The sequence below is a fragment of the Pseudoxanthomonas daejeonensis genome, from assembly GCF_010093205.1.
GTDB classification, from domain to species: Bacteria; Pseudomonadota; Gammaproteobacteria; order Xanthomonadales; family Xanthomonadaceae; genus Pseudoxanthomonas; species Pseudoxanthomonas daejeonensis.
Window position 1 is genome coordinate 154,303 of record NZ_PDWN01000002.1, and the last position, 25,972, is coordinate 180,274.

Annotated in this window: 23 protein-coding genes, 1 other RNA gene and 1 riboswitch; of the genes, 4 read left to right on the plus strand and 20 right to left on the minus strand. The window is 70.4% G+C overall.

Going from position 1 to position 25,972, the window contains the following annotated elements:
- Positions 1-103 precede the first annotated feature (103 nt).
- The 15 genes from ftsA to rsmI form a co-directional block, all read right to left on the minus strand.
- Entirely contained in the window at positions 104-1,339 is a 1,236-nt protein-coding gene (gene ftsA / locus CSC65_RS02240; protein ID WP_162408350.1) for a cell division protein FtsA, read from the minus strand.
- Positions 1,336-2,115, minus strand: a complete 780-nt coding sequence (locus tag CSC65_RS02245) for a cell division protein FtsQ/DivIB (protein ID WP_162408351.1) — start codon at positions 2,113-2,115, stop codon at positions 1,336-1,338. The genes ftsA and CSC65_RS02245 overlap by 4 nt, the downstream gene beginning before the upstream one ends.
- Positions 2,112-3,098, minus strand: a complete 987-nt coding sequence (locus tag CSC65_RS02250; protein ID WP_162408352.1) for a D-alanine--D-alanine ligase — start codon at positions 3,096-3,098, stop codon at positions 2,112-2,114. The genes CSC65_RS02245 and CSC65_RS02250 overlap by 4 nt, the downstream gene beginning before the upstream one ends.
- The gene (murC, locus tag CSC65_RS02255) at positions 3,095-4,531 is read right to left on the minus strand and encodes a UDP-N-acetylmuramate--L-alanine ligase (protein ID WP_162408353.1); all 1,437 of its coding nucleotides are present in this window, start codon (positions 4,529-4,531) and stop codon (positions 3,095-3,097) included. The genes CSC65_RS02250 and murC overlap by 4 nt, the downstream gene beginning before the upstream one ends.
- Positions 4,528-5,646, minus strand: a complete 1,119-nt coding sequence (gene murG / locus CSC65_RS02260; RefSeq protein WP_162408354.1) for an undecaprenyldiphospho-muramoylpentapeptide beta-N-acetylglucosaminyltransferase — start codon at positions 5,644-5,646, stop codon at positions 4,528-4,530. The genes murC and murG overlap by 4 nt, the downstream gene beginning before the upstream one ends.
- A gap of 8 nt (positions 5,647-5,654) precedes the next feature.
- Complete coding sequence (gene ftsW, locus CSC65_RS02265) at positions 5,655-6,992, minus strand: putative lipid II flippase FtsW (protein WP_162408355.1); 1,338 nt, start codon at positions 6,990-6,992, stop codon at positions 5,655-5,657.
- Positions 6,992-8,077, minus strand: a complete 1,086-nt coding sequence (gene mraY / locus CSC65_RS02270) for a phospho-N-acetylmuramoyl-pentapeptide-transferase (protein WP_162408356.1) — start codon at positions 8,075-8,077, stop codon at positions 6,992-6,994. Before mraY ends, ftsW begins: the two co-directional genes overlap by 1 nt.
- A complete protein-coding gene (locus CSC65_RS02275) occupies positions 8,067-9,488 on the minus strand; it encodes a UDP-N-acetylmuramoyl-tripeptide--D-alanyl-D-alanine ligase (protein WP_162408357.1) in 1,422 nt (473 codons plus the stop codon). Before CSC65_RS02275 ends, mraY begins: the two co-directional genes overlap by 11 nt.
- Positions 9,485-10,954 (minus strand): UDP-N-acetylmuramoyl-L-alanyl-D-glutamate--2,6-diaminopimelate ligase, encoded by a 1,470-nt coding sequence (locus CSC65_RS02280; RefSeq protein ID WP_162408358.1) that lies wholly within the window; start codon positions 10,952-10,954, stop codon positions 9,485-9,487. Before CSC65_RS02280 ends, CSC65_RS02275 begins: the two co-directional genes overlap by 4 nt.
- A complete protein-coding gene (locus CSC65_RS02285) occupies positions 10,951-12,750 on the minus strand; it encodes a peptidoglycan D,D-transpeptidase FtsI family protein (protein ID WP_162408535.1) in 1,800 nt (599 codons plus the stop codon). Before CSC65_RS02285 ends, CSC65_RS02280 begins: the two co-directional genes overlap by 4 nt.
- 56 nt (positions 12,751-12,806) lie before the next feature.
- Complete coding sequence (gene ftsL / locus CSC65_RS02290; protein WP_162408359.1) at positions 12,807-13,070, minus strand: cell division protein FtsL; 264 nt, start codon at positions 13,068-13,070, stop codon at positions 12,807-12,809.
- Positions 13,067-14,038, minus strand: coding sequence for a 16S rRNA (cytosine(1402)-N(4))-methyltransferase RsmH (gene rsmH, locus CSC65_RS02295; RefSeq protein WP_162408360.1), 972 nt, complete (start codon positions 14,036-14,038; stop codon positions 13,067-13,069). Before rsmH ends, ftsL begins: the two co-directional genes overlap by 4 nt.
- A 14-nt stretch (positions 14,039-14,052) precedes the next feature.
- Positions 14,053-14,499 carry a division/cell wall cluster transcriptional repressor MraZ gene (gene mraZ, locus CSC65_RS02300; protein WP_162408361.1) on the minus strand — a complete coding sequence of 149 codons (447 nt, stop codon included), beginning with the start codon at positions 14,497-14,499 and terminating at the stop codon, positions 14,053-14,055.
- A gap of 359 nt (positions 14,500-14,858) precedes the next feature.
- An RNA gene (rnpB, locus tag CSC65_RS02305) (RNase P RNA component class A) lies at positions 14,859-15,207 on the minus strand.
- Between the two features lie 468 nt (positions 15,208-15,675).
- Positions 15,676-16,506, minus strand: coding sequence for a 16S rRNA (cytidine(1402)-2'-O)-methyltransferase (gene rsmI, locus CSC65_RS02310; protein ID WP_162408362.1), 831 nt, complete (start codon positions 16,504-16,506; stop codon positions 15,676-15,678).
- A gap of 98 nt (positions 16,507-16,604) precedes the next feature.
- Between rsmI and CSC65_RS02315 the strand changes: the two genes are divergently transcribed.
- From CSC65_RS02315 to CSC65_RS02330, 4 genes are all read left to right on the plus strand, one after another.
- Positions 16,605-18,332 (plus strand): penicillin-binding protein activator, encoded by a 1,728-nt coding sequence (locus CSC65_RS02315; protein WP_162408536.1) that lies wholly within the window; start codon positions 16,605-16,607, stop codon positions 18,330-18,332.
- A 7-nt stretch (positions 18,333-18,339) separates the two neighbouring features.
- Positions 18,340-18,720: a YraN family protein gene (locus CSC65_RS02320; protein ID WP_238390258.1), complete on the plus strand. Its 381-nt coding sequence runs from the start codon at positions 18,340-18,342 to the stop codon at positions 18,718-18,720.
- Positions 18,721-18,839: 119 nt separating this feature from the next.
- Complete coding sequence (locus tag CSC65_RS02325) at positions 18,840-20,225, plus strand: FAD-binding oxidoreductase (protein ID WP_162408364.1); 1,386 nt, start codon at positions 18,840-18,842, stop codon at positions 20,223-20,225.
- A gap of 69 nt (positions 20,226-20,294) precedes the next feature.
- The gene (locus CSC65_RS02330; RefSeq protein ID WP_162408365.1) at positions 20,295-21,458 is read left to right on the plus strand and encodes a MalY/PatB family protein; all 1,164 of its coding nucleotides are present in this window, start codon (positions 20,295-20,297) and stop codon (positions 21,456-21,458) included.
- 208 nt (positions 21,459-21,666) lie between these two features.
- Here the strand turns inward: CSC65_RS02330 and thiL are convergent, their stop codons facing one another.
- From thiL to CSC65_RS02355, 5 genes are all read right to left on the minus strand, one after another.
- Positions 21,667-22,650 carry a thiamine-phosphate kinase gene (gene thiL / locus CSC65_RS02335; protein ID WP_162408366.1) on the minus strand — a complete coding sequence of 328 codons (984 nt, stop codon included), beginning with the start codon at positions 22,648-22,650 and terminating at the stop codon, positions 21,667-21,669.
- Positions 22,651-22,784: 134 nt separating this feature from the next.
- Positions 22,785-23,258, minus strand: coding sequence for a transcription antitermination factor NusB (gene nusB, locus CSC65_RS02340; RefSeq protein WP_162408367.1), 474 nt, complete (start codon positions 23,256-23,258; stop codon positions 22,785-22,787).
- Positions 23,255-23,722 (minus strand): 6,7-dimethyl-8-ribityllumazine synthase, encoded by a 468-nt coding sequence (gene ribH / locus CSC65_RS02345; protein ID WP_162408368.1) that lies wholly within the window; start codon positions 23,720-23,722, stop codon positions 23,255-23,257. Before ribH ends, nusB begins: the two co-directional genes overlap by 4 nt.
- Positions 23,723-23,808: 86 nt before the next feature.
- Positions 23,809-24,903, minus strand: a complete 1,095-nt coding sequence (ribB, locus tag CSC65_RS02350; RefSeq protein ID WP_162408369.1) for a 3,4-dihydroxy-2-butanone-4-phosphate synthase — start codon at positions 24,901-24,903, stop codon at positions 23,809-23,811.
- A complete protein-coding gene (locus tag CSC65_RS02355; protein WP_162408370.1) occupies positions 24,900-25,517 on the minus strand; it encodes a riboflavin synthase in 618 nt (205 codons plus the stop codon). The genes ribB and CSC65_RS02355 overlap by 4 nt, the downstream gene beginning before the upstream one ends.
- Before the next feature lie 166 nt (positions 25,518-25,683).
- Positions 25,684-25,882: riboswitch (FMN riboswitch) on the minus strand.
- Positions 25,883-25,972: the final 90 nt, after the last annotated feature.

Sequence of the window (25,972 nt, forward strand, 5' to 3'; positions counted from 1 at the left end):
CTGCCACCTCTGCCACCCTGTCGCCGGCAAGCCGGCGCCTACAACAACCGCCTACAACAACCGCTTCCAACCACCCTCGTCCGCACCCGCACTCGCCCGCGGCTCAGAACTCGCCGCCGTACCACTTGAAGATCTTCTTGAAGAAGTTGCCGGCGCGGCCGCTGGGCAATGCCGGCCGGCGCGGATGCTCGATCTGGCTGCCCATCAGCAGCAGGCCCACGCCACTGGCATGCACCGGGTTGCCCACCACCTCGCCCAGCCCGCTCACGTGCTGGGGGATGCCGATGCGCACGGGCATCTGAAGCATCTCCTCGGCCAGCTCGACCACGCCTTCCATCTTCGAGGCGCCGCCGGTCAGGACCATGCCTGCGCGGACCATCTCCTCGAAACCGGAGCGGCGCAGCTCGGCCTGGACCATTTCGAAGATTTCCTCGTAACGACCCTGCACTGCCTGCGCCAGCGAAGCGCGCGGCATGCGCCGCGGCGGCCGGTCGCCGACGCTGGGCACCTGGATGCTCTCCTCGGCGGTGGCCAGCTGCGCCAGCGCGCAGGCGTAGCGCACCTTGATCTGCTCGGCTTCCGGCGTCGGGGTGCGCAGCATGTGCGCGATGTCGTTGGTGACGTGGTCGCCGGCGATCGGCAGCGAGGCGGTGTGGCAGATCGCGCCCTGGATGAACACCGCGATGTCGGTGGTGCCGGCGCCCATGTCCACAAGGACCACGCCCAGTTCGCGCTCGTCGGCGGTCAGCACCGCGACGCTCGAGGCCAGCGAAGACAGGATCAGGTCGTCGACCTGCAGGCCGCAGCGCTGCACGCACTTGGTGATGTTCTGCGCCGCCGACTGCGCGCAGGTGACCAGGTGAGCATGCACCTCCAGGCGCACGCCGGTCATGCCGACCGGGTTGCGGATGCCTTCCTGCGAGTCGTCGAGCACGTACTCGCGCGGGATCGCGTGCAGGATGCGCTGGTCGGCCGGGATGGCCACCGCCTTGGCCGCATCGAGCACCCGGTCCAGGTCGGCCCAGGTCACCTCGCCGTCGCGGATCGGGACGATGCCCGGCGAGTTCTTGCACTGCACGTGGTTGCCGGAGATCGACGCATACACCGAGCGGATCTCGCAGCCGGCCATCAGCTCGGCCTCCTCCACCGCGCGCTGGATCGACTGCACGGTCGACTCGATATCCACCACCACGCCGCGCTTGAGGCCGCGCGATTCGTGCGAGCCGATCCCGATCACCTCGATCGGATTGCCCGGCGAATACTCGCCCACCAGCGCCACCACCTTGGAGGTGCCGATATCGAGGCCCACGATGAGGGACTTGTCGCCTTTGCGGTTCATGTACTGCTCGCCTGCTGTGATTGCGTCCGCGCGGTGCCGGTCGGCGCCTGCGGTGAAGGGGAAGAAGGTGCGGAGGCCGCGGGCGTACCCCAGGCCAGGGTGAATCCGTTGGTGTAACGCAGGTCGGCACGCGCGATCGGGCGCGCCTGTTGCACCAGCAACTGCGGAAGCACGCGGGCGAAGCGCTGCAGGCGTGCGCGCGCATCGTCGCGACCGACCACCACCTCGATGCCGTTATCCAGGGTCATCGACCAGCTGCCCCGTGCATCCATGCCCAGTTGCGCGACGCCGTAACCCAGCGGCGCGAACAAGCCTCGCGCTTCGTTGTAGAGCTCGACCACCTCGGCGCTGCGCGCCGGCGGTCCGCCCAGCCGCGGCAGGCGTTCGCTGGCCAGGTCCTGCGGCAGCGGGAACAGCTGGCCACGCTCGGACAGCAGCTTGTCGTCGTCCCAGAAGGCGAACGGCACGTGCTCGACGACCTGGATCTCGAGGACGTCGGGCCATTGCTTGCGCACCTGTGCGTGCTCGATCCAGGGCAGCCTCTCCACCGCGCGTTGCGCCGCGTCGAGGTCGGCGGCGAAGAAGCCGCGACTGGCGTAAGGCGCCACCGCCGCACGCAGCTGCTCGGCCTGGACCCGCTCGAACTGGCCGGTCACGCGCAGGCGCGACAACGGCCAGCGCTCGGCGCCGACCCAGCCGTTGAGCACAGCCACCACCGGCAACGCGACCAGCGTCACCGCGAGCAGCCAGGCCAGGATGCGCAGCAGCGCGTTCACGCAGCGGCACCTCCCTCGGTATCGGCCACGGTCTGCTCGAGGATCCGCCAGCACAGCTCTTCGAATTCGACGCCGACCTGGCGCGCGGCCTTGGGCACCAGCGAATGACTGGTCATGCCCGGCGCGGTGTTCACTTCGAGCAGGTAGGGCGCACCGGTGGTGCGCGAACGCATCACGTCCACACGACCCCAGCCACTGCAGCCGGCGGCGCGGAATGCGGCCAGCGCCAGCTCGCCCAGGCGCAGTTCGTCCTCGCCGGCCAGGCCGGGGCACAGGTACTGGGTGTCCTCGGCGATGTACTTGGCGTTGTAGTCGTACCACTCGCCCTTGGGCACGATCCGGATCGATGGCAGCGCCACGTCGCCGAGGATGCCGACGGTCAGCTCGTCGCCGACCACCATCTGTTCCATCAGCAGTTCGCCCGGATAGCGCGCGGCCAGCTCGACCGCGTCATCCAGGCCAGCTTCGTCCAGCACGCGCGACACGCCCACGCTGGAGCCTTCGGAGGACGGCTTGACGATGACCGGCAGACCCAGCGAGCGCGCCGCGGCATGCACGGAGGAAGCGTCGGCGCCGCGCGCGATGCGCACGTAGCGCGGCGTCGGCAGGCCCAGCGACAGCCACACCTGCTTGGTCCGGATCTTGTCCATCGCCAGCGCCGAACCGAGCACGTCCGAACCGGTGTACGGAACACCCAGCGCGTCCATCAGGCCCTGCACGACGCCGTCCTCGCCCCCGCCGCGCTGGCCGTGCAGGATGTTGAAGACGCGATCGAATTTCCTCGCCAGGAGGGCCTCGGCCAGTGCCGGGATGCCATCGACCGCATGCGCGTCCACGCCGTGCGCGCGCAGCGCGTCGAGCACGTTGCGGCCCGAATCCAGCGACACCTCGCGTTCGGAGCTGGTGCCGCCCATCAGCACGGCGACCCGGCCGAACACGGTCGGATCGGTGAAACGCGGCGGCGACAGCAGGTTCGTGCTCATGCCGGGGCTCCGCTGCCGAAGCCGTCGGTGGCGATCTGGTGGGCCACGTAGCCGATGTCGCCCGCGCCCATCATCAGCAACAGGTCGCCGTCCTGGAGCACGTCGGGCAGCACGGTGACCAGGTCGGCGACCTGCCCCACCACCACCGGCTCGCTGCGTCCGCGGGCGCGGATCGCCCGGGCCAGGGAACGCGCATCGGCACCGGGGATCGGCGCCTCGCCGGCCGGATAGACCTCGCTCAGGACCAGCGCGTCGGCTTCCGACAGGACCGAGGCGAACGCATCGAACTGGTCGCGGGTGCGGCTGTAGCGGTGCGGCTGGAAGGCCACGACCAGGCGACGCTCCGGCCAGCCACCGCGCGCGGCGGCGAACACCGCTGCCAGTTCCTTGGGATGGTGGCCGTAGTCGTCGACCACGCGCACCTTCGCGCCCGATGCTGTGGCCACTTCGCCCAGGTCGTTGAAGCGCCGGCCGATACCGGCGAACTTCTCCAGCGCCGAAGCGATGTTCGCCGGCGACACGCCCAGCTGCCAGGCCACGGCGGCGGCAGCCAGCGCGTTGAGCACGTTGTGCCGGCCCGGCAGGGCCAGGGTCACCGGCACCGTCGCGCCTTCGGGCAGGCGCAGGGTGAAGCGCATGCGCGGGCCATCCTGGACGATGTCGTCGGCGCGCACGTCAGCGTTCTCGGCCGTGCCGTAGGTCATCACGTGGCGCGGGGTGTGCGCGGCGAGCGCGGCCACTTCCGGGTCGTCGATGCACAGCACCGCCAGCCCGTAGAACGGCAGGCGCTGCAGGAACTCGGCGAACGCCGACTGCAGCCGCGAGAAATCGTTGCCGTAGTTCTCGAGGTGGTCGGCATCGATGTTGGTGATCACCGCGACCAGCGGGTTCAGGCGCAGGAAGCTGCCATCGCTCTCGTCGGCCTCGGCCACCAGCCACTGGCCGCCGCCGAGCTTGGCGTTGGCGCCGGCCGCGAGCAGCTGCCCGCCGATGACGAAGGTCGGATCCAGCCCGCCTTCGCTGAGCACCGCGGCGGTGAGGCTGGTGGTGGTGGTCTTGCCGTGGGTGCCGGCCACGGCAATACCGCGGCGGAAACGCATCAGTTCGGCCAGCATCGCCGCGCGCGGCACGATCGGGATGCGCTGGCTGCGCGCCTCCATCAGTTCCGGGTTGTCGTCGCGGATCGCGCTGGATACCACCACGCAATCGGTCCCCAGCACGTTGGCGGCGGAATGACCGCGCACGACGCGCGCACCCAGTCGCGCCAGGCGGCGGGTGGCGGCGTTGTCGGCGCTGTCGGAGCCGGAGACCTCGTAGCCGAGCGTCAGCATCACTTCCGCGATGCCGCTCATGCCGGTGCCGCCAATGCCGACGAAATGCACGCGGGGAAAGGCGCGCACGAGGTCGTCGGTGTCGTTGAGGCGGCGGATCATGCGGAAACTCCAGGGGTTGCGTCGGGCGAAGCGGATTCTTCGAGGATGATGTCGGCGATGCGCTCGGCCGCGTCAGGCCGCGCCAGCGTGCGCGCGGCGCTGGCCATGGCCAGGCGGCGGGACGGATCGGCGGCAAGCGAACGCAACACGGGCTGCAGGTTCGCGGCCAGCTGCGCGTCCTGCTTCAGCAACACGGCCGCGTCGTGCTCGACCAGGTATTCGGCGTTGCGGGTCTGGTGGTCGTCGACCGCGGCGGCGAACGGCACCAGCACGCTGCCGACGCCGGCGGCGCAGAGCTCGGCCAGGGTGGATGCCCCTGCACGGCACACCACCAGGTCGGCCCAGGCGTAGGCCGCGGCCATGTCGTCGATGAAGGCCTCCACGCGTGCCGGCACGCCGGCATCGGCGTAGGCGCGCTCGGCTTCGGCGCGCAGCTTTTCGCCGCACTGGTGGCGCACATCGATCGCGATGTCGGCCAGCACAGCCAATGCGGCCGGCAGTGCGTCATTGAGCGCGCGTGCGCCCTGGCTGCCGCCCAGCACCAGCAGGCGCAGCGGGCCGGTGCGGCCGGCCAGGCGCTGCTCCGGCGCCGGCAGCGCGGCGATCGCCGCGCGCACCGGATTGCCCGCGACTTCCTCGCGGGCGAAGCTGCCCGGGAAGCCGCTCAGCGTGCGCCGAGCCAGCTTCGACAGCACGCGGTTGGTCATGCCCGGCGCGCGGTTCTGTTCGTGCACCAGCAACGGCAGGCCGGACAGCCATGCCGCCAGGCCACCGGGGCCGGAAGCGAAACCGCCGAATCCGATCACCGCGCGGGGACGCCGCCGGCGCAGCACCGCGCGCGCGGCGCTGACGGCGCGCAGCAGTTTCGCCGGGGCCGCGATCAGGGCCAGCTTGCCCTTGCCGCGCACGCCGGCGACCGGAAGCGTGTCGATCTCGATCCCGTGCTGCGGCACCAGCCGCGTTTCCATCGCGCCACTCGCGCCCAGCCAGACCACGGGCACGCCGCGATCGCGCAGCACCTGCGCCACCGCCAATGCCGGGAAAATGTGGCCACCGGTACCCCCGGCCATGACCATCACCGGACGCACCGGCTTCTGTGCGGGAGTCGCATGCATGTCCGCGCTCACGAGAAGCCCCCGAACGTCGGCTCGACCCGCGAGGTCCCGCGGCCACGCAGCCCGGTGGCCGCCGGATGCGCGTGCACGACCGGCGGCGGCGCCGGGCGCGACGTGCGTGCCGGCACGGCCGCGGGCTCGGCTTCCGTGGCATCGGCAACACCGGTCGCCGGCGCGCCTTCCTGCCGCAGCGCACGCTGGCGCTCGGCGCGATCGAGTTCATAGGACACGCGCAGCAGCAGGCCGATGGCCACGCAGGTCATCATCACGCTCGAACCACCGGAGGAAACCAGCGGCAGGGTGAGGCCCTTGGTCGGCAGCATGCCCAGGTTCACGCCGACCGATACGAAGCTCTGCATGCCGATCCACAGCGCCACGCCGAAGGCGATGTAGCCTGCGAAGTGGCGGCGCATTTCCACGCACTTCAGGCCCAGGTGCAGGGCGCGGCCGACCAGCAGTGCGTACAGGCCGATCACCAGGCACACGCCGGCAAAGCCCAGCTCCTCGGCGATGACCGAGAAAATGAAGTCGGTATGCGCCTCCGGCAGATAGTTGAGCTTCTGCACCGATGCGCCCAGGCCCACGCCGAACCATTCGCCACGGCCGATCGCCATCAGCGCGTTGCTGAGCTGGTAGCCGGAGCCGAGCTGGTCGGCCCACGGGTCCAGGAACGAGGTGACGCGGCGCATACGGTACGGCTCGAACACCACCAGCGCGACCATCGCCGGCAGCGCGATCACCACCGGGGCGGACATGCGTGGCAGGTTCACCCCGCCAAGCACCAGCATGCCTGCGGTGATGCCCAGCAGCAGCGTCGCCGAACCGAAGTCGGGCTGCGCCAGGAGCATGACGATCAGCACGGCCGCCACGCCCAGCGGCTTGAGCATGGCCGGCCAGGTGGCGTTGACTTCGTCGCGGAAGCGGACCAGATAGCTGGCCATCCACACGATGTAGATGATCTTCACCGCCTCGACCACCTGGAAGCGCGACACGCCCAGGTTGATCCAGCGGCGCGCGCCGTTGACGCTCACGCCCAGGCCCGGCAGCCACGGCATCAGCAGCAGGATGAAGCAGCCCAGCAGCAGCAGCTGGTTGTACTTTTCAACCGTCTTCAGCTCGGTGCGCATGGCAACCGCGGCCAGGGCGATGCCCACGCCCAGGAACAGCACGTGCCGGACCAGGTAGTGGAACGGGCCCACGCCCAGGTTCTCGCCGATCGCCACCGAAGCCGAACCGACCATCACCACGCCCAGGCACGCCAGCGCGAGCGCGGCACCTGTCAGCCACGGGTCGAAGCGGCCGCCGATGGCCTCCAACCGGGTCGCCTGGCGCGAAAGGTCGTTCATCAGCGCACCTTCAACGTGGCCAGGCCGACCAGCACCAGGATCACCGAGATGATCCAGAAGCGGACGATCACGCGTGGCTCCGGCCAGCCCTTCAGCTCGAAGTGATGGTGGATGGGCGCCATCCGGAACACGCGTTTCCCGGTGAGCTTGAACGAGGCCACCTGGATCATCACCGACAGTGTTTCGATGACGAAGATGCCGCCCATGATCACCAGCACCAGCTCCTGGCGGACGATCACCGCGATCGTGCCCAGCACCGCGCCCAGCGCCAGCGCGCCGATGTCGCCCATGAACACCATCGCCGGATAGGTGTTGAACCAGAGGAAGCCCAGCCCCGCGCCGGCGATCGCCGCGCAGATGATGATCAGCTCGCCCGCGCCGGGTACCTGCGGGATCTGCAGGTAGCTGGAGAACACCGCATTGCCCGAGGCGTAGGCGAACACGCCCAGCGCGCAGGCGACCAGCACGGTCGGCATGATCGCCAACCCGTCCAGGCCGTCGGTCAGGTTGACCGCATTGGAAAAGCCGACGATCCAGAAGTAGGCGATGCCGACAAAGCCAATACCGGCGAGCGGCAACGCGATCGACTTGAAGAACGGCACGTAGAAGGTGGTCGCGGCGGGCACGTCGGCGTACAGCCACAGGTACAGGCCGGCGGCCAGGCCGAAGATCGACTGCAGCAGGTACTTCCAGCGCGACTTCAGTCCGTTGGGATCGCGCCTGACGATCTTGATCCAGTCGTCGTACCAGCCGATCGCGCCGAAGGCCAGCATCACCAGCAGCACGGTCCACACGTACTTGTTGCGCAGGTCGCCCCAGAGCAGGACCGACAGCAGGACGGTAAGCAGGATCAGCGCGCCGCCCATGGTCGGCGTGCCGGCCTTGGAGAAGTGCGACTGCGGGCCGTCCTTGCGGATCGGCTGGCCGCCCTTGAGCTGGCCGAGCCTGCGGATCACCGCCGGCCCCAGCCACAAGGACAGGAAAAGTGCCGTGAGGGCAGCCAGGATCCCGCGGAAAGTCAGGTAGCCGAACAGGCCGAAGAAGTTCTCCAGCCCCTGCAGCCAGCGCGCGAGTTCAAGCAGCATCCGTAGCGTCCCCTTGCGCCAGCAGCGCGGTCACGATCCTGTCCATCGCGCTGCCGCGCGAACCCTTCACCAGCACGCGCAGGGCATGGCCCGCGGTACCGGCCAGCGACACGGGCGCACGCGCACCCAGATCGGCCTGCAGTGCAGCGGCCAGCGATTCGTGCGTATTGAAATGACGACCGCGGTCGCCGAACGCACGCGCTGCGGCGGCGCTGAGCGGGCCGAGCGCGTACAAGCGCGCGATGCCGGCCTCGCGGGCCCGCGTCCCGGCATCGGCATGCAGCGACTCGGCCTCCGAACCCAGTTCGCGCATGTCGCCGAGCACCAGCCAGGCCTCGTCGCCCGACGCAGCCAGGGCGTCGATGGCGGCGGCGAGCGAACCGGGGTTGGCGTTGTAGCTGTCGTCGATGAGGAGCGCGCCGCCCGGCAGCGTGTGCGCCACCTGGCGACCGGGCACGGGCCGCGCATCGGCGAGCCCGGCGGCGATGTCGGCCAGCGGCACCTCGCAGGCCAGGGCGATGGCGGCGGCGGCCAGCGCGTTGCAGACGTTGTGCCGGCCCGGCAACGCGAGGACGACGTCGACCTCGCCCTGCGGCGCCACCAGCACGAAACGGCTGCCCTGCCCGGTCGCGACCACGTCGCGCGCGGTGACGTCGGCACTGGCCTCCAGGCCGAAGCGCAGGACCTGGCGCCCGCTGTCGGCGGCGCGGATGACCTGCTGCTCGAACCAGGTGCCGAAGGCGTCGTCGGCATTGACCACCGCCACGCCGCCGTCGCCCAGGGCCGCGTAGATCGCGCCCTTGGTCTCGGCCACGCCCAGCAGGCTGCCCATCCGTTCCAGGTGCGCGGCGGCGACGTTGTTGACCAGGGCCACGTCCGGCGCGGCGATCGCGGTCAGGTAGGCGATATCGCCGGGCTTGCCCGCGCCCATCTCGTAGATGGCGAAGTCGGCATCCTCGGGCGCGTCGATCACCGCCAGCGGCAGCCCGATTTCGTTGTTGCGGTTGCCCGGGTTGGCATAGGCATGCCCGGCGCGCTGCAGGATCTCCAGCACCAGCGTCTTGACGCTGGTCTTGCCGTTGCTGCCGGTGATGGCGACCACCCTGGCGCGGCGATCGCGCTGGATGCCCGCTGCGATCCGCGCGAGCGCGCGCTCGCTGTCCTCGACCAGCACCTGCGGCAATGACGGCTCCAGCTCCAGCAGCCGCTCGACCAGCAGTGCAGCCGCACCGCGCATCACCGCATCGGCCGCGAAGTCGTGGCCATCGAAGCGCTCGCCGCGCAGGGCCACGTACAGGCTGCCCGGCCCGAGCTGGCGGGTGTCATGGCTGACCGACTCGATCACCGTGTCGTCGCCATGCAGTTCGCCACCAGCCCAGTGCGCGATCAGCGAGAGCGGCAGCCGGTTCATGCCCGCGCCTCCAGCGCGCGACGCGCGACATCGGTGTCGTCGAACGGGAAGCGCACCCCGGCCACTTCCTGGTAGGGCTCGTGGCCCTTCCCGGCCACCAGCACGATGTCGTCCGGACCGGCCTGTCCGATCGCATCGAGGATGGCGCGGGCACGGTCGCGCTCCACCCGGGCGGCGCCGGATACGCTGAAGCCGGCGATGATGTCGGCGACGATCGCGTCGCCATCCTCGCCGCGCGGATTGTCGTCGGTGACGATCACCACGTCGGCCTCGGCCTCGGCGATCTGCGCCATCTGCGGGCGCTTGCCGCGATCGCGCTCCCCGCCGCAACCGAATACGCAGACCAGCCTGGCCGCGGCATGCGCGCGCAGGCTGGTCAGGGCCTGGGCCAGCGCATCGGGCGTGTGCGCGTAGTCGACCACCACCAGCGGCAGCGTGCCATCGCCGCCGAGGCGGTTCATCCGCCCGACCACCGGCTGCAGCCGGCCCAGGATCGCGGCGATCGTCGCCGGACTGTCGCCGAGCGCGTGCAGCACGCCGGCCACAGCGAGCAGGTTGTCGACGTTGAATCGACCCAGCAGGGGCGAGCGCACCGGATGCGACTCGCCGGCGACGACCAGATCGAAACCGATGCCGCCGTTGTCGAACTGCAGCGCCTGCGCCTGCAGCGTCGCGCCGGCCTGGCCGCGCGAACTGACGCCCACCACCTGCAGTTCCGGAGCCAGGCTCCCATGCAGGGTGCGGCCGAAGGCATCGTCCAGGTTCAGCACCGCGGCCTTGAGACCGGCGCGCGTGAACAGCCGCGCCTTGGCGGCGCCGTAGCTGGTCATGTCGCCGTGGTAATCGAGGTGGTCGCGGGTGAGATTGGTGAACACCGCGACGTCGTAGTGCACGCCATCCACGCGCCCCTGGTCGAGCGCATGCGAGCTCACCTCCATCGCCACCGCCTGCACGCCCGTGTCGCGCAGGTCGCCGAGCAGTGCATGCATGCGCAGCACCAGCGGCGTGGTGAAACCGGTCGGCTGGATCTGGCCGTAGCGGCCCGCGCCCAGGGTGCCGATGCTGCCGCTGTCGATCCCTCGCAGGTGCCAGGCCTGGGCCAGCAGCTGCACGGTCGAAGTCTTGCCGTTGGTGCCGGTGACGCCGACCATCGTCATCGCGTGCGAGGGATGGCCATGGAACAGGTCGCCCATGGCGCCCAGCCGCGATCGCAGCCCCGGCACCGCGATCGCCTCGGCCGGCGCGGGATATTCATCGGGCGCGGGCGGCTCGAACAGGATCGCCGAAGCGCCCGCTTCCTGCGCCTGGGCGACGAAAGCCAGTCCATGCGTACCGAATCCGGCGATCGCGACGAATGCATCGCCGCGACGGATCTCGCGGCTGTCCATCACCAGCCCGGAAACGTCGATGTCGCGCGGCAGCGCGACGTCGGGCAGCAAGCGGGAGAGCGGCATCGCACGGATCATCGGTGCCCTCCGCCTGCCGCACCGGCGGCCATGCCGGCAGCGGCTTCGGCTTCGGACATCGCCGGAGGGATGGTCAGGTCTTCTTCGTAGACGTCCTCGAGCGCCGCGGGCATCCGTGGCAACGAGGCCTGGCGCTTGGCTTCGCCCTTGGCCTGCGCCGCGAGCCAGGTGTCGATGTCGTCCGGCGGCACGTCCATCAGCCGCAGGGAGTCCTCCATGACGCTGCGGAAGACCGGCGCCGACACCAGGCCGGCGAAGTAGGAGCCGGCCTGCGGATCGTTGATCACCACCACGGTGGCGAAGCGGGGATTGGTCGAGGGCACCAGTCCGGCGAAGGTGGTGGTGTAGCGGCGCGCGTAGCCGCCGCCGGAGGCCTGGCGCGCGGTACCGGTCTTGCCGGCGACGTGGTAGCCCAGGATCGCGGCCTGGGTCGCGGTGCCGCCCGGCTCGGTCACCGTCTGCATCATCTTCAGGACCTGGTCCGCGACTTCGGGCCTGACCGCCTGCCGCGACTCGTTGATCTGGCCCTTGACGAAGGTTGGGGTGATCAGCCGGCCATGGTTGCCCATCGCCGCGTAGGCCTGGGCGATCTGCAAGGGCGTCGCCGACAGGCCGTAGCCGTATGCCATGGTCGACTTGGTCAGGCCATCCCAGCGCGCCGGCTCGCGCAGTGAGCCGATCGCCTCGCCCGGGAAGCCGCTGTGCGGCGCGCTTCCGTAACCGAAGCCCTTGATGAACTCGTAGAAGTACTGGTTCGGCAGCGGCTCGGCCAGCTTCACCGCGCCCAGGTTCGAGCTCTTGGTGATGATGCCGGTGACGTCGAGCACGCCGTAGTTGTGGTGGTCGCGGATCGTGTACTTGCCCAGCGCCATGTAGCCGGGATTGGTGTCGTAGCGGTTGGCCGCGGTGATCTTGCCGGCGTTGAGCGCGGCGGCCGCGGTGATCGGCTTCATCGTCGAGCCGGGCTCGACCAGGTCGGTGACCGCGCGGTTGCGGTGCGTGTCCTGGCCACCGCCGGTGACCGCGTTGGGGTTGTAGCTGGGCAGGTTGACCATCGCCAGCACTTCGCCGGTGGCCACGTCCAGCACCACGACCGATCCGCTGCTGGCCTTGTGGGCGACCAGCGCGTTGCGCAGTTCGCGGTAGGCCAGGAACTGGATGCGCCGGTCGATGCTGAGGGTCAGGTCCTTGCCAGGCTCGGCGGCGCGGACCAGGTCGATGTTCTCGACGATGCGGCCGTGGCGGTCGCGGATCACGCGCTTGCTGCCGGGCTTGCCGCGCAGCCATTCGTCGAACGCCAGCTCGAGCCCTTCCTGGCCGCGGTCGTCGATATTGGTGAAGCCCAGCACGTGCGCCATCGCTTCGCCCTGGGGGTAGAAGCGGCGGAATTCGCGCTGCGAGGAGACGCCGGGCACGTTGAGGGCGAGGATCGCCTTGGCCTGGTCGGGATTGATCCGGCGCTTGAGGTAGACGAACTCCTTGTCGGCCCGCTGCGACAGCCGGCTGGTCAATTCGTCGGCCGGCACGCCCAGCGCCCGCGCCAGTTCCGGCAGGCGCTCGGGATGGCGCATCAGTTCCTGCGGATTGCCCCAGACCGATTCCACCGGCGTGGAGACCGCCACCGGCTCGCCATTGCGGTCGGTGACCATCCCGCGGGAGGTCGGGATCGGGATCTCGCGGACGAAGCGGGCCTCGCCTTGGCGCTGGTAGAAATCGGCGTTGACCAGCTGCACGTAGGCCGCCCGGCCCACCAGTGCGAACGAACAGACGCCCAGCGCCACGCCCACCAGCAGCATGCGGCCGCGCAGGTTGAAGGCGCTGCGGTTGCGGTTGGGGCGCACGGGGGAGGCGTTCACGGGCGCACCACCACGATGTCCTCGGCCTCGGGGAACTTCATCCCCAGCCGCTCGCGCGCGACCTGGTCGATGCGGTTGGCCTGCGCCCAGGTCGCCTGCTCCAGCTGCAGGCGGCCGAACTCGATGTTCAGTTCGTCGCGTTCGCGCTCCAACCCGGTCAGCTCCACGAACAGCTGGCGGTGGTGGTAGCGCTCGTACACGACGGCGATCGCGGTGCCGACGATGGCCAGCAGCAGGATGGCGAGCAGCACGCGGCTCATGCGGCTTCCCCTTCCAGCTTCTGGGCCACGCGCAGCACCGCGCTGCGCGAGCGCGGATTGGCGGAGAGCTCGTCGTCGGCGGCGCGGATCGCGCCACCGCCCACGTCGGCCAGCACCGGCACGAACGCCTGCGCCTGCGGCAGGCGGCGATTGGCCGGGGGCGCCTTGGCATGGCGGGCGATGAACTGCTTGACGATGCGGTCTTCCAGCGAGTGGAAGCTGATCACGGCCAGGCGGCCGCCGGGCCGCAGCGCAGCCAGCGCCGCGTCCAGGCCGGTTTCCAGGTCGGCCAGTTCGCGGTTGATGTGGATGCGGATGGCCTGGAAGCTGCGCGTCGCCGGATGGATGCGGTCCTTGCCGCGCGGCATGACCGAGGCGATCAGCTCTGCCAGCTGCGCGGTACGCTCGAGCGGCTGCTGGGCGCGATGGGCCACGATCGTGCGCGCGATGCGCCGGCTCATTTTCTCCTCGCCGTACTTCCACAGCACATCGGCGATCTCGCGCTCCTCGGCGCGGGCCAGCCACTGCGCCGCGCTTTCGCCGGCATCGGGATCCATGCGCATGTCCAGCGGGCCGTCCTTACCGAACGAGAAACCGCGCGCGGCCACGTCCAGCTGCGGCGAGGACACGCCCAGGTCGAACAGCACGCCATCCAGTTCACGCGCCTGGTCCCAGCTGCCGAGTGCAGCGAAACTGCCGCGCCGGATCGACACGCGCGCATCGCCGCCGAAACTCCTTTCGGCTTCCGCGATCGCTTCCGGGTCCTTGTCCATCAGCAGCAGCCGGCCTCCAGGGCCGAGTTGTTCCAGCACTCCACGCGCATGCCCGCCGCGCCCGAAGGTGCCGTCCAGGTAGCGTCCGTCCTCGACCACACGCAACCCGTCCATGACCTGCGCGTACAGCACCGGCAGGTGCGCCGCCGGCGCCGACGGATCAGCGGGGTGGCCGGCCTGCGCGCCTTTGCGCATCCGGTCCCCCGCCGTCACAACTTCAGGTCGAGCATGTGCTCGCTCAGATCGTCGTCGGACAGGGTCCGGCGGATCTGCGCGTGATGCGCCTGCTCGCTCCAGAGTTCGAACTTGTCGCCCATGCCCAGCAGCACGGCCTTCTTCTCGATGCCCACCGCGCTGCGATGGCTGGCCGGGATGCTGATCCGGCCATTGCCGTCCAGCTCGACCGGAGTCGCGGCGCCGACCAGCTTCAACTGCAGGCTGCGGTGGGCGGCACGGGTGGTGGGCAGCGCGTTGACTGCATCGCGCACCCGCTCCCATTCCTTGAACGGGTACAGGTACAGCGAACCGGCCTCGAACGGGTTGTAGGCGATCACCAGGCGGTTGCCGCAGTCGCGCGCGACGAGGTCGCGATAGGCCGTGGGGATGGCCACGCGCCCCTTGTCGTCCACTGTGATGGCGGTCTCACCCTGGAACACGTTCGCTGCTGCCCGACCCTGCTTTGGGATGCCATTCAATCACGGAAAACCACAGAAATCCCGGTTTCCCCACGAATGTCCACCTTAGGAGTCACCAACAGGGTTGTCAACAGGATTCGAAGGAAAAAATCACCTGTCCGGTCAATGAGTTGCAGCGATGTTCACAGACAAGTTCAAGGGTTTTCCACAAGTCGCTGTTTAGTCTCAAATTTTGAGATTCCGTACTTGTGAAGGCCATGTGAGTTGCGCGAAACAGGAGCCGCACGACGGGTGCTGCGTCGCGTCACGACTGCATCGGAACGCACCCATGCACGAGCCTCCCCCGGCTGAAGCTCCGGAAGAGGCGGGTGCAGGAAAAGTGGCGGAGCCGGCCGGTAAGCCGGGTTCTGTCGTGGACAGTCATTCCTCTAGGCGCAACGTCACCGTTACGCTCGAGCAGCCTACCCGGACCCGACGCGGGCAACGTCATGAGGTCCCTATTTGGCCTTGCTCCCGGTGGGGTTTGCCGTGCCGGCCTGTTACCAGGCTCGCGGTGCGCTCTTACCGCACCATTTCACCCTTGCCCGCATCCCGAAGGACCGCTGGCGGTATCTTTCTGTTGCACTTTCCGTCGGCTCGCGCCGCCCAGGCGTTACCTGGCACCGTGCCCTGTGGAGCCCGGACTTTCCTCGGCATCGTTTCCGATGACGCGACTGTCTGGCCGACTCCGCCGGGGAGGGATTCTACGGCTTCGCCGATGAATCCCCCAAAATTCGCTTGAGCGAATTTCGGGCCCCGCTCCGATTCCCCCATCCCCTGCCGCTGCCGCGGCGCCCCTTACCAAGGGGGCTATCACGAACTGATCGCCTGCCGGCACGGGAATCAATGCCTTGGCCACTCTGGCATGGCCCAATCCGCCCGGACTGAGGGAGGCGGGTGGTGCTGATCGAGTGCTCGTTCAGCGCAGCCGCGCTGCGAGAGGAAGCCGCCGGTCGAAGCCACGACCTGGTAGCGCGTGAAGACGCGGCGGGCCGAGGGTATTGCGGCAGTGGCCATGGATGGCCACGTCGGCGAGTCGGCACAGGGATGTGCCGTCGAGTCGACCGCAATGCCCTCGGCTCGCCGCGGCTCCGTCCGAAGCGACGCGGTACCGGTCGCGCTGGCGAGCGTGATCGTCACCGCGGGCTCCCACCGGGCTCAATCGTCCGAGCCAGCCCCGTACAGTGCCTTGCGCGGCGCGCCGGTGATCTCGGCAGCGAGCTTGGCGGCCGCCGAGGGCGGCAGCTGCCTGGCCAGGATCGCGTGCACGCGACGGCCTTCGGCCAGGATCGCGTCGGCGTCTTCGCCCACGCCCTGCACCACCAGCACGAACTCGCCCTTGCGCTGGTCGGCATCGGCCAACACCCGCGCGTGAAGGTCGGCCAGGCTGCCGTCGAGGACGGTCTCGAACAGCTTGGTCAGCTCGCGGCCCAACACCGCCGGACGCCCGTCGCCGAACGCAGCGCACAGGTCCGCCAGCGATTCGTCGATGCGGTGCGAAGACTCATAGAACACCAGCGTGCGTGTCTCGCCGGCCAACTCCGCCAGCCTCTCGCGCCGGGCCGAAGCCTTGGCCGGCAGGAAGCCCTCGAAGGCGAACCGGTCGCTGGGCAGGCCCGCCACGCTGAGTGCGGCCACCAGCGCCGACGGCCCGGGCACCGGGCTCACCCTCACTCCCGCCGCACGTGCGGCCCGGACCAGCCGGTAGCCGGGATCGCTGACCAGCGGGGTTCCCGCGTCGCTGACCAGGGCCAGCGATTCGCCCGCCAGCAGCCTCGCCACCAGCCGCTCGGCCAACTGCTGTTCGTTGTGCTCGTGCAGAGCCAGCAAAGGCGTGCCGATGCCGAAATGGGCCAGCAACTGGCCGCTGCGCCGGGTGTCCTCGGCACAGACCGCGTCCACCTCGCGCAGTACCTGCTGGGCGCGCGGGGACAGGTCACCGAGGTTGCCGATGGGAGTGGCGACGACGTGGAGCGTTGCGACGGGCATGCAGGTCCGGTGGACTGAGGGAAAGGTAGAATCCTAAGCCCTTTCCCCCGACAGGCCCGGCCCGACGGATGGACATGCCGAAGAACGTGCGCCACGCGATGCCCCTCCACCGCCTGCGCTGGCTGGCGCCGGGCCTGGTCCTGCTGCTCGCGACGGGCTGCGCGAGCGTCGCCACCACGCCGACCGCGGCACCCGAGCATGCCGCCGCACTGGTGCAGCTGGAACAGGGACAGGCGCGCGAAGCCGCGCAACGCCTGGAAGCACTCGCCAATGCGACCAAGGGCAGCCAGCGCAACGCGCTGCTGGCCGACGCCGCGTTCGCCTGGCACGAAGCCGGCGACGACGCGCGCGCCCGCACCCTGGTCGCCCAGTTGGACCCACGCAATGTCGGCGGTGCCAGCCGCGCGCGGCTGTCGCTGCTGCAGGCCGAACTCGCCTTGGCCGCACAACAGCCGGCCGCCGTCCAGGCGGCGCTGGTCGGCGATCCCGCGACCCTGCCCGCGCCGTTGCAGGCCCGTTGGCACCTGGCATCGGGCAAGGGCCTGGAGGCGACCGGCGACACGTTCGGCGCAGCGGCCGCGCGCGCGCGCGCCGATGCCGGGTTGGCGGGTGAAGCCCGCGACGGCAATCGCCGGGAGATCGAACGCCTGCTGTCCAAGCTGGACGACGCGACCCTGTCCTCGCGCGCCGCGGCCCTGCCGGCCGGCGATCCGCTTTACAACTTCGCCGGTCGCGCGCTGGTGCGCCGCGGCCTGCCGCTGCCGCGCCCGTTCGAACGTGGCGAGAACTGGGACTTCGCCCAGCGCGCACCTGCCGCCGCCGATGGCTACCGCCCGCCGCGCAAGCTCGCGGTCCTGCTGCCGTTGTCCGGCCAGCTCGCCACCGCCGCCGGTCCCGTGCGCGACGGCCTGCTCGCCGGCTATTACGCCGAGAGCCGTGCGCGGCCGCCGATCACCTTCTATGACACCACGGGCACCCCGGCCGGTGCGCTGGCCGCCTACGCCAAGGCGGTCGCCGACGGCAACGATTTCGTGATCGGCCCGCTGGGCCGCGACGACGTGGGCGCGGTATTCGCACAGCCTGAGGTGCGCGTCTCCACCCTGGCGCTGAATCGCGGCAACGTCGCGCCGCCGCCGGGCAACATCGCCTTCTCGCTGGCACCCGAGGATGACGGTATCGCCGCGGCCGACTACCTGCTGGCACGCGAGCACCGCAACGTCCTGGTGATCGGCGGCAGCGACGAGAACGGGCGCCGCGCGGTGGATGCGTTCCGCGAGCGGCTCGGTGAACGCGGCGGCAAGGTCGCCAGCGTGGTCAGCGTGGGCGAACAACCCGGCGATGTTTCGGCGCAGCTGGCCCAGGCCGCCGCGGCCGGTGCCGATTCGGTCTTCCTGGCCGTGCGCGGACCGCAGGCGCGCGCACTGGTACCGCAACTGGCGATGGCCGGCTTCGCCTCGCGCACCCGCGTGGCGGGTTCGCAGCTTGTCTCCGGCACCGGCAAGGCCAGCGAGGACGTGGTGCTGGACGGCATCGTGTTCCCCGGCGAGGCCTGGGCCGCACGTGGCGTGGCCGGACTGCCATCGCACAGCCAGGCCGCGGAAATGCTGCCGACCGCACGCGGCGGCGCGGCGCGCCTGTTCGCCTTCGGCCACGACGCATGGCTGATCACCGCGTTCCTGGAACGCCTGGTCACCCGCACCGACGGTGAACTCGCCGGCGCCACCGGCACGCTGCGCCTGGATGGTTTCGGCAACGTGGTCCGTCAGCCGCAGTGGTCGATCTTCAGCGGCGGCGTGGCCGTTCCGCTGGCAGGCAGTGGCCACTGATCGCGAGCTGGATCGCCGCGCCCGCGGCGCCCGCGTCGAAAAGGCCGCGCGCGCCGAACTCGAGCGCGCCGGCCTGCGCCTGGAGGCGGCCAATGTCGGCTACCGCGGCGGCGAGCTGGACCTGGTGATGCTGGAGCCCGGCCGCGACGGCGGGACGCTGGTCTTCGTGGAAGTGCGCTACCGCGCCGCGTCTTCCTTCGGCGGCGGCTTCGCCTCGGTCGACCATGGCAAGCGGCGCAAGCTGGTGCGCGCCGCGCAGCTGTACCTGGGTTCGCACGCCCGGCTGGCGCAGCTGCCGTGCCGCTTCGACGTGGTCGAAGCCAGCGGCGACCCGGACACGCCGGAGATCCGCTGGTTGAAGGATGCGTTCCGGCTCGACGATGTGTAGGAGCGGGCATGACCGCGAGGCCGGGGCGTCGGAATCGCCCGCCATCGCTGGCCCCGCCAGCAGCAGCTTCGCGGCCAGAAGTCCGCTCCTACAAAGGCCTGCCCGCCTACAATCGCGCAATGACCCGTCCCCTGCCCCCCGCCCTCGACGCCGAACTGGCAGCACTGCTCGGTCCCGACGGCTGGCTGACGGGCGAACAGATGCGGCGTGCGCACGGCGAAGACGACTCGCGCATGTCCGCCCTGCCCGACGCGGTGGCCGTTCCGCGCGACCGCGACCAGGTCGCCGCGATCGTGCGCGCCTGTCGCGCCCACCGCGTGCCGCTGGTGGCGCGTGGCGCGGGCACCGGGACCACCGGCGCTGCGGTGCCGTTCGCGGGCGGCGTGGTGCTGTCGTTCGCGCGGATGGACCGGATCCTGGAAATCCGCGCCGGCGACCGCTGCGCCGTGGTCGAGCCGGGCGTGCTGAACGGCGACCTGCAGCAGGCGCTGCAACCGCACGGCCTGTTCTGGCCACCGGACCCCTCCAGCTACGAGCGCTGCACGATCGGCGGCAACCTCGCCTGCAATGCGGGCGGCCCGCGCGCGGTGAAGTACGGCGCCACCCGCGACAACGTGCTCGGCGTGGTCGCGGTGACGGGCACCGGCGAGACCATCCACTGCGGCGGCCCGTGGACCAAGGACGCGACCGGCTACGACCTCACCCACCTGCTGGTCGGCAGCGAAGGCACGCTCGCGCTCATTGTCGAAGCGACGCTGAAGCTGGCGCCACGACCGCGCGCGCAGGCCGGACTGCGCGCGTTCTACCGCGATGCGACGGCGGCCGCGGCGGCCGTGGGCCGGCTGATGGCGCAGCCCCAGGTGCCGGCGATGCTCGAATTCATGGATCGCAGCGCGATCGCCCTGCTCCGCCGCAACGGCACCGACGTGCCCGAAGCAGGAGCGATGCTGCTGATCGAGGCCGACGGCGACGACGACACGCTGCCCTATGCGCTGCAGGCGCTGGCCAATGCCGCCGAGGGCGACGGCCTGCTCTCGCTGGACGTCGCCGCGGACGGCAGCGCGCGCGACCGCCTGTGGGCGGCCCGTCGCGCGCTTTCGCCGGCGCTGCGCACGATCGCTCCGGGCAAGATCAACGAAGACGTGGTGGTGCCGGTCTCGCGCATTCCGGCGCTGGTCGCGGGCGTGGAAGCGCTGTCCGCCGAATTCGCCTTGCCGATCGTGGCTTTCGGCCATGCCGGCAACGGCAACCTGCACGTCAACATCCTGTACCACCCCGACGACCCGACCGAAGCCGGGCGCGCGCAGGCCGCGCTGCCGCGGCTGTTCGAGTTGGTCCTGTCGCTGGGCGGCACGCTGTCGGGCGAACACGGCATCGGCGTCGCCAAGCGCGACTGGATGGACCGCGCCTTCGATGCGCCGACCCTGGCGACCATGCGCGCGATAAAAGCGGCCCTGGACCCGGACGGCATCCTCAACCCGGGCAAGGTGCTGCCGCCCGCCTGACCTGCTGTCGCCGCTGCGACCAGCGCGCACCGCCGATGCGACAATGGCGCGGCCTACCTGGAGCGCTGCGTGGACACATCCGCCTTCGATGCCATCACCCTGGAGCAGTTGCGCGCCGGCGGCGGGCTCAAGTGGCGCGCGTTTCCCGACTGCATCGGCGCGTTCGTCGCGGAGATGGACTTCGGCATCGCCCCGGTCATCCGCGAGGCGCTGCACACGGCGGTCGACCAGGGCCAGGTCGGCTACCTGTCCGCCGCGCCCGTGCGCGCGATGGCCGAAGCCTGTTCGCAATGGCAGCAGCGCCACCATGGCTGGTCGATCCCCGCCGATGCGATCAGGCCGGTCGCCGACGTACTGGGCGCGCTCGAAATCGTGCTGCGGCACTACCTGCCGGCCGGCGCCTCCGTGGCGCTGCCGGTACCGTGCTACATGCCGTTCATTCCGTTGATGCAGCTGCTGGGCAACCCCGTCATACAGGTGCCGATGCAACGCGGCCATGCAGGATGGACGCTGGATGAATCCGCACTGGAGGATGCCTTCGCTTCCGGCGCGCGCATGCTGCTGCTGTGCAATCCGCACAATCCGATCGGCAAGGTGTACGCGCGCGAAGAATTGCAGCGCATCACCGCGATCGTCGCGCGCCACGACGCGCGCGTGTTCGCCGACGAAATCCATGCTCCACTGCTCTACGACGGCCAGCACCACGTGCCGTATGCGACGGTTTCGGACGCGGCGGCGCAACAGGCGATCACCGCCCTGTCCGCCTCCAAGGCCTGGAACCTCGCGGGGCTCAAGTGCGCGCAGCTCGCATTCACCCGCGAGGAGGACCTGCGCCGCTGGCGCGAGATCGGCCACTTCGCCGGCAACAGCACCGCGACCCTGGGCGTGATCGCGCACACCGCCGCCTGGCGCGAGGGGGATGCATGGCTGGACGGAGTACGCAGCTACCTGCAGGGCAACCGCGAGCTGCTCGGCCGGCTGCTGCGCGAGCGCCTGCCGCAGGTCGGCTATCTGGAGTCGCAGGGCACCTACCTGGCCTGGCTCGACTGCCGCAGCCTGCCGCTGGACACCGCGCCACACCTGTTCTTCCGTCGCCATGCCCATGTGGCGTTGACCGATGGCGGTGAGTGCGGCGAAGGCGGCGAAGGCCATGTGCGCCTGAATTTCGCGATGCCGCGTCCGCTGCTGGTGGAAGCCGTGGATCGCATGGCCAGGGCGGTTGCGCTTTTGTAGGAGCGGACTTCAGGCCGCGACACCGACGACCTCGGCACAGGCGACGACGATGTGATTCCGACGGCGTCGGTGTCGCGGCCTGAAGTCCGCTCCTACAAAGGCAGGACCGCAGCCCCGACACGGCAATGGCAAGCAGTACGACAAGACGCCTTCCGTGCCCGCGAGATGCAACCGGGCGCGACGCCAGCGTGCAACCAAGGCCCTCTCATCAGCCAAAATGCACGTATCCGCCCGGAGGGGTTTGCCATCGACTGCCGTCGGCGGCCAGCGCGCGCACACCATCGCCGGTAACGACCCGGCCGATGCGGCTGCACTCGACCCCAGCCTGTTCCAGAACCATCGCAACCGCTTCGCGCACCACTGGCGGCGCGGTGAAGCAAAGCTCGTAGTCGTCGCCACCACCGGCCTGCAGGGCGATGCGACCGGCACCGTCGCCGAACGCTTGCCGCAAGGCTGTCGAGGCGGGCAGCGCGGCGAGCTCGATGTCGGCACCCACCCCGCTGCGCTCGCAGACATGGCCAAGGTCGGCCAGCAGGCCATCGGAGACGTCGACGCAGGCATGGGCCAGTCCGAGCAGGGCGCGGCCCGCTTCGACGCGCGGCGTCGGCCGCTCCAGGCGCATGCGCAGCGCGGCGGCGATGCGCGCATCTTCCGGGGGCGCGACGCCCTCGATCGCCGGCATGTGCCCGGCAAGCACCAGCGCCGCCGCTGCGTCACCCAGCGTTCCGGTCACCCAGATGTCATCGCCGATGCGGGCACGGTCGCGGCGCAGCGCCGCCCCGGTTTCGACCAGGCCCATCGCGGTGACCGCGATCGACAAGGGCCCGCGCGTGGTGTCACCGCCGACCAGGGCAATGCCGTGCATGGCGGCCAATTCCAGGAAACCGTCGAGGAACCCCTCCAGCCATCCCGCATCGGCTTGCGGCAGCGAAAGCGACAAAGTGCACCACGCCGGGCGCGCGCCCATCGAGGCCAGATCGGACAGGTTGGCCGCCAGCGCCTTCCAGCCGATGTCGGCCGGAGCGGTGTCCTCGGGGAAATGCACGCCGGCATTAAGCGTGTCGGCGGTGACCACCAGTTCGTGGCCGGCGGGCACGTGCAGCAGCGCCGCGTCGTCGCCGATGCCCAGCAACACGCCTCCGCGCATCGTGGCGCGGGCTCGGATCATCGCGATCAGGTCGAATTCGGCCATGGCGGCATCTTGCCCGGATTCCACGCTGGGGGGATATGCGGCGCGGGGCGGCGCGCAGGACTCGCGCCGTCTACGGCGTTCCGCCCACGCTGGCACGCGCCACGACCGCGCTTTCGATGTCGCGACGCGCCGGGTCAGGTCCGCGCGTTGCGTCCGGCCTGGACCTCGACCGCGCGCCATTCGCCGCTGGCACGGTCGAGTACGCCATTGACGTAGGTGTGGCCGTGCTCGGAGCCGAAGCGCTTGGCGATCTCGATCGCCTCGTTCAGCACGACCCGGTACGGCACGTCGGGACGGTGCAGCAGTTCATAGGCGGCCAGGCGCAGCACCGCCCGCTCGATAGGATCGACTTCTTCCATGCCGCGGTCCAGGTGCGGCGCCAGCGCCGCATCCAGGCCGACACGCTCGGCGAGCACGCCGCGGACCAGGTCCTCGAAGTACTCCAGGTCGGCCACTTCATGCGCCTGCTCGTGGGCGAACTGCGCGATCACCTGCTGCGCGTTGCCCCCGGAGATCTGCCAGGCGTACAGGGCCTGCAGCGCACGACGGCGGGCGCGGCCGCGCAATACCGGGTCGACACCCGTACGGGGACGGAACGGACGGTTCATCGCAGGCGCTCCATCAGGTTGACCATTTCCAGCGCGGCCAATGCCGCCTCCTCGCCCTTGTTGCCATGGCTGCCGCCGGCGCGGGCCTCGGCATCCTCGAATTTTTCCACCGCCAGCACGCCATTGAGCACCGGCACGCCGGTATCCAGCGCCACCCGCATCAGGCCTTCGGCGCACAGGTCGGCGACATGCTCGTAGTGGCGGGTATCACCGCGCACGACGCAGCCCAGCACGATCAGCGCCTGGTGGCCGCCGCCACTGGCCAGTCGCTGCGCCGCCACCGGCAGTTCCCAGGCGCCCGGCAGGCGGACCACGTCCACCGCATCCTCGGGCACCCCGTTCTCGGCCAGGCAGCGACGGGCGCCGGCGACCAGGGCGTCGGTGATGCGCGCGTTCCAGCGGCTGGCCAGGATCGCGAAGCGGGCGTCGGCCGGCAGGCGCAGGTCGCCTTCGTACAGGGTCATGGGCGCGGGAGTCCTCGGGGGTCGGACAGTTTAACGGAGCCGGGGCCGGGCGGCCCTCCGGCCGGCCCTCCGGCCGACCCGCCGGATCATGGCTGGACGTACTCGACGACTTCCAGCCCGTAACCCGCCAGGCCCACCTGCCGGCGCGGCGTGCCCAGCACGCGCAGCCGGCCCAGGCCCAGGTCGGCCAGGATCTGCGCGCCGGCGCCATTGCGCCGCCACTGGCCCACGTCCTTGGCGTCCGGCCTCACCTCGGGCTGCTTGCGCAGCCGCGCCAGCAGGGCCTCGGCGTTGCGCGGCTCGGACAGGACCACCATCACCCCCTGCCCTTCGGCGGCGATCGCGCGCAAAGCATCGGTCGCGGCGACGCCGAAGTCGTCGCGGCGCCAGTGCAGCAGGTCGCTGAGCGGGTTCTCGACCTGGACCCGGACCAGGGTCGGCGTGGCCCGGTCGGGCGTGCCGCGGACCAGGGCGAAGTGCAGTTCATGGGCGATGCGATCGCGATAGGTCACCAGCTGGAACGGTCCGAACTCGGTCTCGACGTCGCGCGCGTCGAGGCGCTCGACGGTGTGCTCGGTGGCCAGGCGATGGGCGATCAGGTCGGCGATCGAGCCCATCTTCAGCCCGTGCTCGCGGGCGAACACCTCCAGCTCCGGACGCCGCGCCATGCTGCCGTCGGCGTTCATCACCTCGACCAGCACGCCGGCCGGCTCCAGCCCGGCGAGCATCGGCAGGTCGCTGGCCGCCTCGGTGTGGCCGGCGCGGGTCAGCACGCCGCCGGGCTGCGCGGTCAGCGGGAAGATGTGGCCCGGCTGGCTCAGGTCGGACGGCCTGGCATCCGGGCGCACCGCGGTGCGGATGGTGTGGGCGCGATCGTAGGCGGAGATGCCGGTGGTCACGCCCTCCGCCGCCTCGATGCTGACGGTGAAGTTGGTCTGGAACTGGGCGGTATTGGTCTGGACCATGGGCGCCAGGCCCAGCTGGGCGCAGCGCTCGCGGGTCAGCGACAGGCAGACCAGGCCGCGCGCGTGGGTGACCATGAAGTTGATGTCGGCCGGACGGACCAGCTCGGCGGCCATGATCAGGTCGCCCTCGTTCTCGCGATCCTCGTCGTCGACGATCACGACCATGCGGCCGGCGCGGATCTCTTCCAGCAGTTCGGGGACCGGGGCGAAACTCATGCGTCGGCCCCATCGGCAGCCGGTCGCGCGCCGAGCAGGCGCTCGACGTAGCGGGCGACCAGGTCGATCTCCAGGTTCACCGGGTCGCCGACCGCGGTCTGTTCGAAGCGCGTGTTGGCCACGGTGTGCGGGATCAGCGCAACCTCGAATGCCTCCGCGTCGACCTCGTTGACGGTGAGGCTGACGCCATCGACGCAGATCGAACCCTTCTTCGCGATGTACTTCAGCAGCGGCGCCGGCGCGGCGAAGCGCCAGCGCTGCGCGCGTGCGTCGTCGTGCACCGAGAGGACCCTGCCGATGCCGTCGACATGTCCGCTGACCAGGTGGCCGCCGAGGCGGTCTGACGGGCGCATCGCGCGCTCCAGGTTGATCCGTGCGCCGACCGGCAATGCGCCGAGCGTGGTCAGCGCCAGGGTTTCGTTGGAGGCATCGGCCTGGAACGATCCGGCGTCGAACGCGATGACGGTCAGGCACACGCCGTTGACCGCGATGCTTTCGCCCAGGCGCACGTCGTCGAAGGACAGCGTGCCGGTGGCGAAAGTGAAGCGCACATCGCCGCCGCGCGGCTCATGGGCGGCCAGGTGGCCGACGCCCTCGATGATCCCGGTAAACATCAGCGCGCCTCCGGAAAAACCACGCGACAGTGGCCCGCGGCCGATCGCAAACGGGCCTGCAGGGCGACGGAACGGGCGAATCTGGGGAGCTTCATGTGCGTCTTCCGCGTAAGGGCTGCGAAAAACGTCCCGGGGCACGAGCGGCCACCCGGCACGGGCCGGGCGGCTGCGTCTTCTTTCATCCGGACTCTAGGGCGCGACCTGGGCCACGCCACAACCGTCGGCTCCGGCATCGGACCGGATCTGCTGACCTCCCGGCGCGGCGGAAAGCCGGCATCGGGAGCGCTCGCGGGCTCGCGCCGGCCCCTTCACAGGAACTGGCGCCTACCGCCGGTGGGGAATTCCACCCCGCCCTGAAGACGTTCGATCTTGTTGGATCACCGGCGAACCGGCGCGGGCATTCTACCGCAGGCCGCTGAATGGCCCTGGGCCTACGCCACAGACCGCCTGGAACG

Excerpts from the sequence above, each read along its gene's own strand:
- CSC65_RS02280 (WP_162408358.1), bottom strand. The coding sequence starts at position 10,954 with ATGATCCGTGCGATGCCGCTCTCCCGCTTGCTGCCCGACGTCGCGCTG.
- CSC65_RS02250 (WP_162408352.1), bottom strand. The coding sequence starts at position 3,098 with ATGAGCACGAACCTGCTGTCGCCGCCGCGTTTCACCGATCCGACCGTG.
- ftsA (WP_162408350.1), bottom strand. The coding sequence starts at position 1,339 with ATGAACCGCAAAGGCGACAAGTCCCTCATCGTGGGCCTCGATATCGGC.
- CSC65_RS02325 (WP_162408364.1), top strand. The coding sequence starts at position 18,840 with ATGACCCGTCCCCTGCCCCCCGCCCTCGACGCCGAACTGGCAGCACTG.
- rsmH (WP_162408360.1), bottom strand. The coding sequence starts at position 14,038 with ATGCGCAAAGGCGCGCAGGCCGGCCACCCCGCTGATCCGTCGGCGCCG.
- CSC65_RS02315 (WP_162408536.1), top strand. The coding sequence starts at position 16,605 with ATGCCCCTCCACCGCCTGCGCTGGCTGGCGCCGGGCCTGGTCCTGCTG.
- nusB (WP_162408367.1), bottom strand. The coding sequence starts at position 23,258 with ATGAACCGTCCGTTCCGTCCCCGTACGGGTGTCGACCCGGTATTGCGC.
- ftsL (WP_162408359.1), bottom strand. The coding sequence starts at position 13,070 with ATGAGCCGCGTGCTGCTCGCCATCCTGCTGCTGGCCATCGTCGGCACC.
- murC (WP_162408353.1), bottom strand. The coding sequence starts at position 4,531 with ATGATCCGCCGCCTCAACGACACCGACGACCTCGTGCGCGCCTTTCCC.
- rsmI (WP_162408362.1), bottom strand. The coding sequence starts at position 16,506 with ATGCCCGTCGCAACGCTCCACGTCGTCGCCACTCCCATCGGCAACCTC.
- ribH (WP_162408368.1), bottom strand. The coding sequence starts at position 23,722 with ATGACCCTGTACGAAGGCGACCTGCGCCTGCCGGCCGACGCCCGCTTC.
- ftsW (WP_162408355.1), bottom strand. The coding sequence starts at position 6,992 with ATGAACGACCTTTCGCGCCAGGCGACCCGGTTGGAGGCCATCGGCGGC.
- CSC65_RS02285 (WP_162408535.1), bottom strand. The coding sequence starts at position 12,750 with ATGCTGCTGGTGGGCGTGGCGCTGGGCGTCTGTTCGTTCGCACTGGTG.
- CSC65_RS02275 (WP_162408357.1), bottom strand. The coding sequence starts at position 9,488 with ATGAACCGGCTGCCGCTCTCGCTGATCGCGCACTGGGCTGGTGGCGAA.
- mraY (WP_162408356.1), bottom strand. The coding sequence starts at position 8,077 with ATGCTGCTTGAACTCGCGCGCTGGCTGCAGGGGCTGGAGAACTTCTTC.
- murG (WP_162408354.1), bottom strand. The coding sequence starts at position 5,646 with ATGCATGCGACTCCCGCACAGAAGCCGGTGCGTCCGGTGATGGTCATG.
- thiL (WP_162408366.1), bottom strand. The coding sequence starts at position 22,650 with ATGGCCGAATTCGACCTGATCGCGATGATCCGAGCCCGCGCCACGATG.
- CSC65_RS02355 (WP_162408370.1), bottom strand. The coding sequence starts at position 25,517 with ATGTTTACCGGGATCATCGAGGGCGTCGGCCACCTGGCCGCCCATGAG.
- ribB (WP_162408369.1), bottom strand. The coding sequence starts at position 24,903 with ATGAGTTTCGCCCCGGTCCCCGAACTGCTGGAAGAGATCCGCGCCGGC.